This window comes from Kovacikia sp. CALU 1929 (assembly GCF_056784235.1).
The window spans coordinates 519,717-529,285 of record NZ_JBXBCF010000065.1 but is presented as its reverse complement, the minus strand read 5'-3'; the positions used below and the strand labels follow the sequence as shown (position 1 = coordinate 529,285).

The following is a 9,569-nucleotide window of genomic DNA, read 5'->3' as shown; positions in this document are numbered from 1 at the left end:
TAGACTTGTTGCGGAATAAGGGATAATCGAAAGGACTTCATCGAGTATGAGCCAGCATGATCAACCTCCATCGTGCGTTGAGTAACGACCGTCTGCTGCGTGCTCTGACAGGTCTAAATCGGCAAGCCTTTGATGAGCTATTGCCTGTTTTTACGGCTGCATGGCAAGCGCAGATACAAGCACAGGTACGACAACGTGCTCCTGGTGGAGGTCAAGCAGACAAAGCTCGATTGTCGAGTATGTCAGAGAAACTGTTCTACATCCTGTTCTACTTCAAGTGCTATCCCACCTTTGATGTGGCGGGAATTCTGTTTGACTTTGACCGCAGCCAAGCTCATCGCTGGATGCACCGACTGCAACCGATACTTGAAGCGGCTCTGGGGCAAAAGATGGTGCTGCCGGAACGAAAACTCGAAGGTATTGAGCAGTTCTTGCAACGCTACCCGGAAGTCAAAGAAGTGATGATGGATGGTACCGAGCGCCCCATTGCTCGTCCGAAAGACCCGGAGCGACAAAAGGAGCATTATTCGGGAAAAAAGCGGCGACACACTCGCAAACATCTAGCCGCAGTCGATGAAGGCAAACGGGTATTGGTGCTGACCCAGGCACGAGAGGGAAACGTGCATGATAAGCGATTGCTGGATGAGGAAGAGATAGGGAAGGGCATTCCTGATGAGATTGTGATTGCCGTCGATTTAGGATTTTTAGGGTTACAGAAGGAGTATGACAACATTGAGATGCCTCACAAGAAACCCCGAGGAGGCAGCCTCAGTGACGAGCAGAAACAGGAGAATCGTGAGAAAAGTAGTCGGCGAGTGCGATGCGAGAATGCGTTTGCGGGAGTGAAACGATACAGGATTGTGAGCGATGTTTACAGAAATCGTGTGACTAATTTTGATGACCGTTCGATGTTGACCGCAACGGGGCTATGGAACTTCTATTTGATGGCGCTGTACTAGAGCTTATGTGCAATGTGTTGAGCCGCTTCTGTTGAAGTTCTCACTGGAATGATTTCAAAATGACCGAGATCGTTCCAAGCTTTGATCCAAATATCAAACAAAGCTGGGTTATCCGTCTGCATGAGTTGGAAGCACCGAAAATAGTTCAAATCTACCCAACTATTCACATACTCAAGACCCGGTGGCAATTGACGACCACGGTCGCGGGCGCGACGATAGATATCAACAGCCGCTTCTGCGTTGAAATATTCGATGACCATGTAAAGCATGGATTTCAACCTCAGCAACCACTTCGTTAATTTAACGCACCGATTGCTCAGTCATCTCACAAATAACCTTTGAGTACAGCACAACTGATAACGCAAGCAACATAACGTTCTGAGCGGCTGTAAGTAGCTTTTGCAGCACAGTCAGAACCTCTTACCAGTCCGCTCCAGCAGGGTTATGCCGCGATTGCAACACTGATTCGATTAGCTTTGCGGAGACTCGTTCAGTCGCTGCTGAAGTTGCTGGACGTCCTCGAGCGATAAGCCTGTGGAAGAGACAATAATGTCGATTGCCACACCTCTACGCAACAAATTGAGCGCGATCGTCCGCGTATTTTCTCTCTGAATAGAGCGGTAAATCACAGATTCCTGCATGATGTCCCTCTGTACCAGACATAAATCACTTCTTCCTCTAATCGTAACCCAGCTAGAATCGCTGACGCTGCCCCATCAAATTCGCCTGTGTTGTCGGATCTTTAATCTGCTCGACAAGTTGAGTCACTTGCCGCAACATACCTTCTGGACTCTCGCTCTGTCCCAATGTTGCAAAGGGTAACAACCCAGGATATTGTAGGAATAGTAAAGCAGGTTGCTCCCACAACCGAACCACATCAAATTCATGACGGGTGCGCTCTAGTTCGTAGCTCGTTTGATAGGCAAGTTCAGATGTGGTGGGCTTGAGATAAATCACCACCTGTCTCATAGATTTATCTTTGTAGCGCCGATGCACTCGAACGCGATAATCCAACATCCGCAATGGGATTTCCTGCTTCGGTAGCGTTTGGAATTCGATATGAAGAATGGACTCTTCCGACTGGAGCACAATCATCGCATCGGCTCGAATTGGGTCGAGGGAGAGTTCGGAGGGTTGGATCTCAGTCAGGGTAACAGGTGTTCCGAGCAGCCAACTGGCGAAGTCGGCGGAGAAGTGCTCGGCAAGGAAGTGGCAGGTATCGTCATACATAAATGAATTGTAATACTTGCGATACCCATAAAATGACTTAACAGAATCTACTCACGTCCACAGTCACAATCTTGAGCGCGGTCGTACTTCTGGTTAGTGCTGGTCAGGAAACACTTGTTATGACACGCTGAACACTGATTCAATTGTTTCACTCAGCACGATTGATAGTATCAATATCTTCAGGCAAAACAACAGGAATTTCCGCATTGATAAATCCAGAGGCATCACGAGTTACGATCGCATCAACGCTATACGCTACCGCACAAGCATACTGTACTGCATCTTCAAAATCCTCGGAATTTAATGCAAGAGCTTGTTCTAGCACCTCTAAATCGACTGTACAAATGGTTAGATCGCTTAACACCTGAGTAATTGCATCTTGCGCCACTGCCCTTCCTGCTGCCCTACGAACAATGTAGTAAATGTTAGTTATTGTCGTTGCTGCGATAAACCCCTCAATTTCACCAGCATCAATACGTTCAAATAATCTTGCAGCATTTTCCACAAACGGCTCTCGTTCTTGTAAAAAATCAAGAACAACATTAGTATCAATCAGAATTCGCATTACTGATACTTCTCGGTCAGATAGGTTACATAATCCGTTTGGGCGTTACTTTCTCCTGTAGCTGCCGAAATCTTAGCAACACCTCGCAAACGCGACAGGTTCCCCCGCTTGGGCTTGAGGTTTGCTTCCCGTTTCAGAGAGTCTAGAAGAACCTGTACCAACTGCCAGCGATCGCCAGTAGGCAACTGCAATGCCTGATTTTGGATTTCTTGTAACGTCATCAGTCCTTTCCTAAGCAACTCTTGATCTATTGTAAATTGCTGCTGCCCTTATCGCCTGAAAGCACTGCTGGCTCAAGATGTCATACCATCTAACCTCGAACGCCAAGAGATAAGATTCTGGCTGTGCCTCAACCGAGAGATGAACGGCATAACGTTCCGGTTGAGCGGCAGCAGATCGACTATGTAATAGACGAAAAGACTCTCAACTGTCCGCTCCAACCGGGTTGTTATGCCGTTTTTTAGATCAACTCTCCGTACATTGATCGACTTCAGCTTTGTGCGGAGCCATTGAGTTGTTGCTGAAGTTGTTGCACTTCTTCGATCGACAAACCAGTACTGCGAACGATGGTTTCAATCGGTACACTTTCTTGCAGAAGATTGAGTGCGATCGCCCGCTTCTCCTCTTTCTGAGCTTCTCTCTGGATGGAGCGATAAACAGTAGATTCCTGCATGATGTCTCTCCGTAGTACGCGATAAACGACCTCATCTTCTAATTTTAACCCAGCTAAAATCGCTGAAGCCGCCATCAGGTTCGCTTGCATCGTGGGGTCAGCGATTTGATCCACCCTTTGAGCAGCTTGGCGCAATGTCTCTTCTGCATCCGCACTTTGACCTAGAACTGCGAAAGGAATCAGCCCAGGATATTGTAGAAAGAGTGAAGCAGGCTGCTCCCACAATCGGATGACATCAAACTCATGGCGGGTGCGCTCCATCGTAAAGCTCGTTTGATAAGCCAATTCTGAGCCAGTCTGCTTCAGGTAAATCACGACCTGCCGCATTGGTTTAGTTGGATCTTTTCGATACATTCGCACGCGATAATCCAAAACCCGGAACGGGATATTGTTCTTGGGAAGCGTTTGAAACTCGATATGCAAAACGGATTCATCTGATTCCAGCAAAATTAGGGCATCGGCGCGAATCGGGTCGAGGGAGAGTTCGGAAGGCTGAAGTTCTGCCATCGTGACAGACTCTCCCAGCAGCCAACTGGCGAAGTCGGCGGAGAAGTGCTCGGCAAGGAAGCGACAGGTATCGTCATACATGAATGAATTGTAATACTTGCGATACCCGTAAAATGACTTAACAGAATCTACTCACGTCCACAGTCACAATCTTGAGCGCGGTCGTACTTCTGGTCAGTCCTGGTCAGGAAAAACAATGCTGGGTTTCCTGTCGTTAACCCAGCCTACGGCAATCAGCGATCGCACTGACCATCCTCTGGATGCTTTCGCAACCACAGACCACACTCAAACCACTGCCTCAACCGACCACCTTCTGGGCGCTCTCGGTTCAACAGACAACCTTGAAGGACGAGTGCAAAGACTTGATGCGGAGCCAGCTAACTGCTCAAATCAGCGGCAGCAGATAACCTTGAACTCACCACCAGCGGCTTTCGTCTGTCCGCTGCATTTGAATTGGCATTGTTATGCCGACTATGCTGTGACCATTGCTGTTGTTGAACTAGGAGCAATTGGCTCAAAATGTAACACCATAATTTGCTCTGGACGTAGCCCAAGGGACTCATACGTGCGTCCGCTACGATCACTGAACTCTACTTCAAATGCTGTCCCACCAGCCAAAATTTCAACGACTGTACCTACCTGCCCTTGCCACAAATTGTACTGAGGGAGATCGACTATTAGAGCCACCACATCAAGTAAATTGACTGTATTAGTTGTCATTTTATATCACCTCTAAGAGCTACAGAGGATAGCAGGTTGTTAATCTTGGAATATCAGAATCATTTTCGATAATCCAGCCACTCCGAACGATCGCACTTCTATTTTGCCATTCAAGGGTGAAATCTATAGTGTAACGTTGCCCATATGCGTCTTGCCTTCCTGGGCGAACCTCTTGTGTTTTAATAATTTTGAGAAGAATTTGGCGCAGGTCTTCAGCATCAGTAGCAGTCATTCCTAAAATCGAGGAAAATAACCGAGCTTTGTGCTTACCATCATCATGATTTGGGTTGAGGCAGTAGTCCCGAAGTTTGCGAATATCAACTACAGCATTTTCGGCATATGGTAGTAAATTTATTGTGTTAGCTCTTCTCGCTTCAATCCCTTGCTGAACTTTTGATAAAGCGGCTAGAACATCAATGCTAGGATTGCGAACAACTTCTTCCTCACCTTCAAGACAGTCATACACAACGTAAGTCCATACACCAGGATTACCTGCTTCTGCACTCTCTCCTTCATAAAAAGTGATTGTTCCGTCCTCTTCGGATTCATAGTAAGCCGAATAAATATCTTCCCAGTCTAAATCTGAACTTCTCCGCACATCTTGAATTACATCCAAAACGCCATCAATGTGATTGGGTTGAGTTTCGACTTGTACTAGACGTTCCTCACTCCATATGTAGTTGTGTATTTCAAGAGGCATATACTGCTTGACCTTAATTCAGGTTCCTAAGCCGGAATCTACACTAATTTAATTCCGAAAGTATATAGAGTTACTTAAATGAATTGGATACGGTATGGATGTACGACAAACAGATGAGATTCAAGTATTTTCACCACCGAGGACTCAGCGGCATAACGTTGCCCATCACCCGCCGCAGATCACCTCTGCATCATAACTGATTAACCTTCGACGGTCGGTGTGCATGGGCATTGTTAGCTGGCGTATGTTATCTGTGACTGCTACTACTTACGATATTGAAAACCCGATATCCATGTGTTGTCAAAGTCTGTAAATGTTGAGTTTTGTGCCTTAACCCAACCTGCGCAATTAGAAATTGTACTTATTCGCCTTTGGGTTCAGGTTGTTGTTCAACTTTGGAAGAAAAAATGCGGTTTAACCATCCCTTAAACTCTTCGTTAAATGCGCCACTTACAGCCATCGAAGCTGGTATAGCAACTATTGCCACGAAAATTCCAATAATAGCAAGCCATTTTCCCCAATCGATTCCTTTCTTAGCTTCGGAATCAGGGACAGTTACCTGGCTGTGAGTCACACCACTTGTGCCAATTGGAGCATTAATAGGAGAGTTAATAATCTCAAATTTGTTTTCTGTTCTCGGTTCATCTGCCATTTTTTCTATCCTTTTAGAAGTGGTTCGCGTTGTCTGGTCAATTTGAGTAAGTAAGGCAGCAGACGAATCTTGAGGGATCTGCTCTGTTATATCTTCTTTCTTCCTTTGCTGGGCTGCCTGCAAAATATCGTAGCTATAGAACTTGCAGCGGCTTTGGATTGTTGGAACCAACCAAGAAAGTTGTGAAATATGACTACTTTCGTTTAATCTCTTTAAGCTAGTTAATTTATCAGCCATCATTTCAGGACGGCAATTCACCAAAGCAAGGGCAACTCTATTGAGAAAATAAATATCTCTTGTATACTTTTCTGGATATTCTAATGCATCGATCAGGCAATTCAATGTTTCAGCATCTGCTAATTCGGATAAGAGATCTATAGTCTCACTAGAAGATTCGTGACCTGGATCTTCTAAAGCCTTGAACAAATCTGGCAAAATCCCTGATTCTCTATCTCCTTGTAATTTAGCTAACTTGCCTAACTCAATAGCAGCTCTTTGCCAATATAAGTTTTTAGACTGAGTAATCTCAAGCAAAGGCTCTTTGAGGCTAAACCTCGAAAAGCTTTTCATGATTTCAGCATGAGGATCAGCATTAGTAGGCGCTTTCAATGAATCTAGGAGAACAGGAATGGCTTCTTTTTGCCCAAAATTACTTAAGGCACAAGCAGAATTTAGTCGGACATATCTATCAGAATCATGATTGATAGCCTTAAGCAAAGAAGGGACACAGCTTGGATCACCAATAATACCGAGAACTTTAGCAGCAGTTGAACGCAAACTTGGCGTCTGATGATGTTCTAGTTCATACATCATTCTTGGCAGAACTGTAGAATCCTTAAGATGTCCTAAGACAATAGCTGCACACCACGATATATTCCAGTCCTCATGCTTCGCTAAGTTCCTTAGTTCCTCAAGGTCTTCGGGATTATTTATACTCTTTAGCTTGATTAGTTGTTTAGCTGCTTCTGTACGAAGGCTGCTTCTGTCTTCGCCTAGTTTTTGTACTAAGAAGTGAATTGCAGCATCATACTTACTCTTACCTAAAATTTGAATTATGTGCTTCTGAAGCGTCTCATCAGACTCTTGGTCAAATGCTTGAATCAAGCTCGGAACAAATAATTCATAATCTGTAGAATTTTCAAGAAGATTTAGAATACGGTTTCTCTGATGAAATTCAGGAGAAGGAGGAGTAAATCGAATAGTTCTATATGCTTCAGCAGCATTTTTATGTATAGCTAGCTCCGCCAAGTCAGGCATCTGAATTTCTTCTTCAGGCTCTTTCCAACCAGCAGCTATCTTTCTATTTTCCTCATGCTGAGCATTTCTAAATTCCTCAAGCAGTTCTGGAATGATTCTTTCAGCATTCAATTGCATCAAAATTGATGCTGCCTGAGTCGTCATTAGCAACAATATATCGTACTTTTCTAACTTCTCACGTAAAAATTGAGTAGTTATTTGCGGTGAAAGATAGCTAAGTGCTTGAACATGGGTTGACCATAAATCTCCAGTCTTATCAGGGCCTCCCCACGACTTTTGAGAGAAAAACTTGTTGCTAATTTCGTCTAATCTTCTTATTAAAGTATCTATAGCAGCTTGATTGTGAGTCTCTCCTATATAAGACGCTGCGGCTTGAGCAATGTTGATATTTGAATGCGTTAAGAATGACAGAAGCTCTGGGATCGCTACTTCTGACCGTGTTTCACCCAAAAGCTCAACCTTTAGCCAGTCCGCTACAGGAAGCGCAATTACTTCTCCTACAGTTGCTTCATGAAAAGCTAAAGCTGCTTCTCCAGCTAGCCTTGCTCCCAACCTCAAATCGACATCCAATGCCAGCTTCACTACTTGCAGTGCCTGATCTCTATCAGTTACCAATGACAGCATCAAAGCGATGGGTTCAGTCCACTTTAAATAGTTAAGGTAGTCTTGTTGAAATTTGTTCTCGTTCTTAAGGAGATTAGGGAGTCCTTGTAACAAATATTTCGCTGCATAGTATTCTTGAATGAGTTGATGACAAAAACTGACCTCTCCTTTGTCAGTTTTTTGGAGTAAGTGATATTGAAGAAGATTGTTAAGTAAACTTTGAGATTGACTAAGATCAATTGGTGGATTACTTGGAAAATCAGTTAAAAGTCTCCTAGCATGTACTTCTGGAACTACTAAGCCTGGATTCTGGGGATCAGGCGAAACCAGCATATTAAAAGCTAGAAACTCTAATGATAAGTTCCAGCCTTGGAGGGTTTCCTTGGAAGCTTTAATACCCTCTTGATTTAGTTTATAACTCGTATAACTTTCAACAAATTTTTGAAATGCTTCTCCCAAGCTCTCTGGAACTTCCCCAGACTTACGAAAGATATCGTAAATCATCCATAAAACTAGAGGTGTCTTATTAAGTTCTTGATTGCCCTTATTCAGAAGCGTCAGGACTTGTTGTTCTTGCCCAGGCATGCACTCATCTACAAACCTTTTAATCTCCTTAGGTTTGAGGGGTTGTAGATTAAGTCTTTTTTTGATGCCCAGGTTATCTCTTGGATCTCGTGTAGTACATACAAGCGGAATTTTAGCGCGTTCACACTTTGCTCGAAAACTAACTAGTTTTCCGTAGATGTTACTGGCAGGAATCTCATTTAATCCATCTAGGAGTAGAAAAAAACACTTATCTTCAAATAAAAGCTTTTGAATTTCTTGAATGCTTAAGGCAATATCTGGCTCTAGCGATTCTTGAATTAGAGCTAGTATTCCCGTGAAATCATTATTGCTAGAGTCTGTCTCTTGATAGTCTTTTAGCTTGACCAGAACAGGAATGATAGGTTCTAATTCCTGAATTTCTCTATTCGTCAACCAAACTAACAGACGAAGTAATGTTGTAGACTTCCCCATACCTGGAGGACCTACTAGCAAAATATGCTCTATTTCGGAATATTTAACAATTTTTTCTAGGAAAGGTAATGAATCTAATTCATTGTCTTCAGGTTGGCCCTCTTTAAATTCCTGAGTCTGTAGTACTTGATCAAATATAAAAGTTTCCTGTCGAGCAGAGATAGCCTCGGTCAAACGATAACAATCCCACCACTGCTCATAATGTGTTATGAGAGAGTTCAAATAAGATGTGAACTCGCAATTTTTTTTGGTCTTACATGCCAAGAGTTTATTTAGAATTTCTTCTAATATCACTTTAAACTTTTCTGGATCAGACAGATGGTAGTGAGTGCCTTCAATAAAAATAGTGCCACCATCTTCAACAAAAGTTTGAAACCCTTTCGAGCTATCCCGGTTATATTGCTGCATTTGCTGATGAGTATGCAGCGCAGTTGCTAACTCAGAATTTTCATTGATCTTTTCTTCTACATGTGAAACCAACTCCACCAGAGATGCCTCCGGTTCATCCCGTAGCTTCTCGGCAATAAGCTGACACAGTTGGGCGATAGGGTCAGTCATCTTTACCCATACCTAATCCATCTGTCCCTGAAATTTCTGGAATGCCAGAGTTGCTGTTGCTCTTGCGGTCAAAGTTGCTGCCAGATCTACCATTGGCTTTTTAAGAGACGAAATTTTATCCCTCAATT

At 43.7% G+C, this 9,569-nt stretch carries 11 protein-coding genes; 2 read left to right on the top strand and 9 right to left on the bottom strand.

Annotation, left to right across the window (positions count from 1 at the left end):
- The first annotated feature begins 56 nt into the window (after positions 1–56).
- Positions 57–959 (top strand): transposase, encoded by a 903-nt coding sequence (locus AC1S52_RS14165; RefSeq protein ID WP_482029663.1) that lies wholly within the window; start codon positions 57–59, stop codon positions 957–959.
- Here AC1S52_RS14165 and AC1S52_RS14160 read toward each other — a convergent pair.
- From AC1S52_RS14160 to AC1S52_RS14135, 6 genes are all read right to left on the bottom strand, one after another.
- Positions 956–1,228 carry a DUF3303 domain-containing protein gene (locus AC1S52_RS14160; RefSeq protein WP_482029662.1) on the bottom strand — a complete coding sequence of 91 codons (273 nt, stop codon included), beginning with the start codon at positions 1,226–1,228 and terminating at the stop codon, positions 956–958. The genes AC1S52_RS14165 and AC1S52_RS14160 overlap by 4 nt on opposite strands.
- Positions 1,229–1,429: 201 nt before the next feature.
- Entirely contained in the window at positions 1,430–1,600 is a 171-nt protein-coding gene (locus tag AC1S52_RS14155; protein WP_482029661.1) for a hypothetical protein, read from the bottom strand.
- 52 nt (positions 1,601–1,652) lie between these two features.
- Positions 1,653–2,189: an Rpn family recombination-promoting nuclease/putative transposase gene (locus tag AC1S52_RS14150; protein ID WP_482029660.1), complete on the bottom strand. Its 537-nt coding sequence runs from the start codon at positions 2,187–2,189 to the stop codon at positions 1,653–1,655.
- A 148-nt stretch (positions 2,190–2,337) separates the two neighbouring features.
- The gene (locus tag AC1S52_RS14145) at positions 2,338–2,754 is read right to left on the bottom strand and encodes a type II toxin-antitoxin system VapC family toxin (protein WP_482029659.1); all 417 of its coding nucleotides are present in this window, start codon (positions 2,752–2,754) and stop codon (positions 2,338–2,340) included.
- Complete coding sequence (locus AC1S52_RS14140; RefSeq protein ID WP_482029658.1) at positions 2,754–2,975, bottom strand: hypothetical protein; 222 nt, start codon at positions 2,973–2,975, stop codon at positions 2,754–2,756. Before AC1S52_RS14140 ends, AC1S52_RS14145 begins: the two co-directional genes overlap by 1 nt.
- A 269-nt stretch (positions 2,976–3,244) precedes the next feature.
- Entirely contained in the window at positions 3,245–4,015 is a 771-nt protein-coding gene (locus tag AC1S52_RS14135) for an Rpn family recombination-promoting nuclease/putative transposase (RefSeq protein WP_482029657.1), read from the bottom strand.
- 179 nt (positions 4,016–4,194) lie between these two features.
- On the opposite strand from AC1S52_RS14135, the gene AC1S52_RS14130 reads away from it, so the two are divergent.
- Positions 4,195–4,341 carry a hypothetical protein gene (locus tag AC1S52_RS14130; protein ID WP_482029656.1) on the top strand — a complete coding sequence of 49 codons (147 nt, stop codon included), beginning with the start codon at positions 4,195–4,197 and terminating at the stop codon, positions 4,339–4,341.
- A 64-nt stretch (positions 4,342–4,405) separates the two neighbouring features.
- Here AC1S52_RS14130 and AC1S52_RS14125 read toward each other — a convergent pair whose 3' ends face one another.
- The 3 genes from AC1S52_RS14125 to AC1S52_RS14115 form a co-directional block, all read right to left on the bottom strand.
- Positions 4,406–4,654: a DUF4926 domain-containing protein gene (locus AC1S52_RS14125; RefSeq protein ID WP_482029655.1), complete on the bottom strand. Its 249-nt coding sequence runs from the start codon at positions 4,652–4,654 to the stop codon at positions 4,406–4,408.
- A gap of 19 nt (positions 4,655–4,673) precedes the next feature.
- Positions 4,674–5,354, bottom strand: coding sequence for a DUF6883 domain-containing protein (locus AC1S52_RS14120; RefSeq protein WP_482029654.1), 681 nt, complete (start codon positions 5,352–5,354; stop codon positions 4,674–4,676).
- Between the two features lie 361 nt (positions 5,355–5,715).
- On the bottom strand, positions 5,716–9,441 hold the full coding sequence (locus AC1S52_RS14115) for a HEAT repeat domain-containing protein (RefSeq protein ID WP_482029653.1): 3,726 nt from the start codon (positions 9,439–9,441) through the stop codon (positions 5,716–5,718).
- Positions 9,442–9,569: the final 128 nt, after the last annotated feature.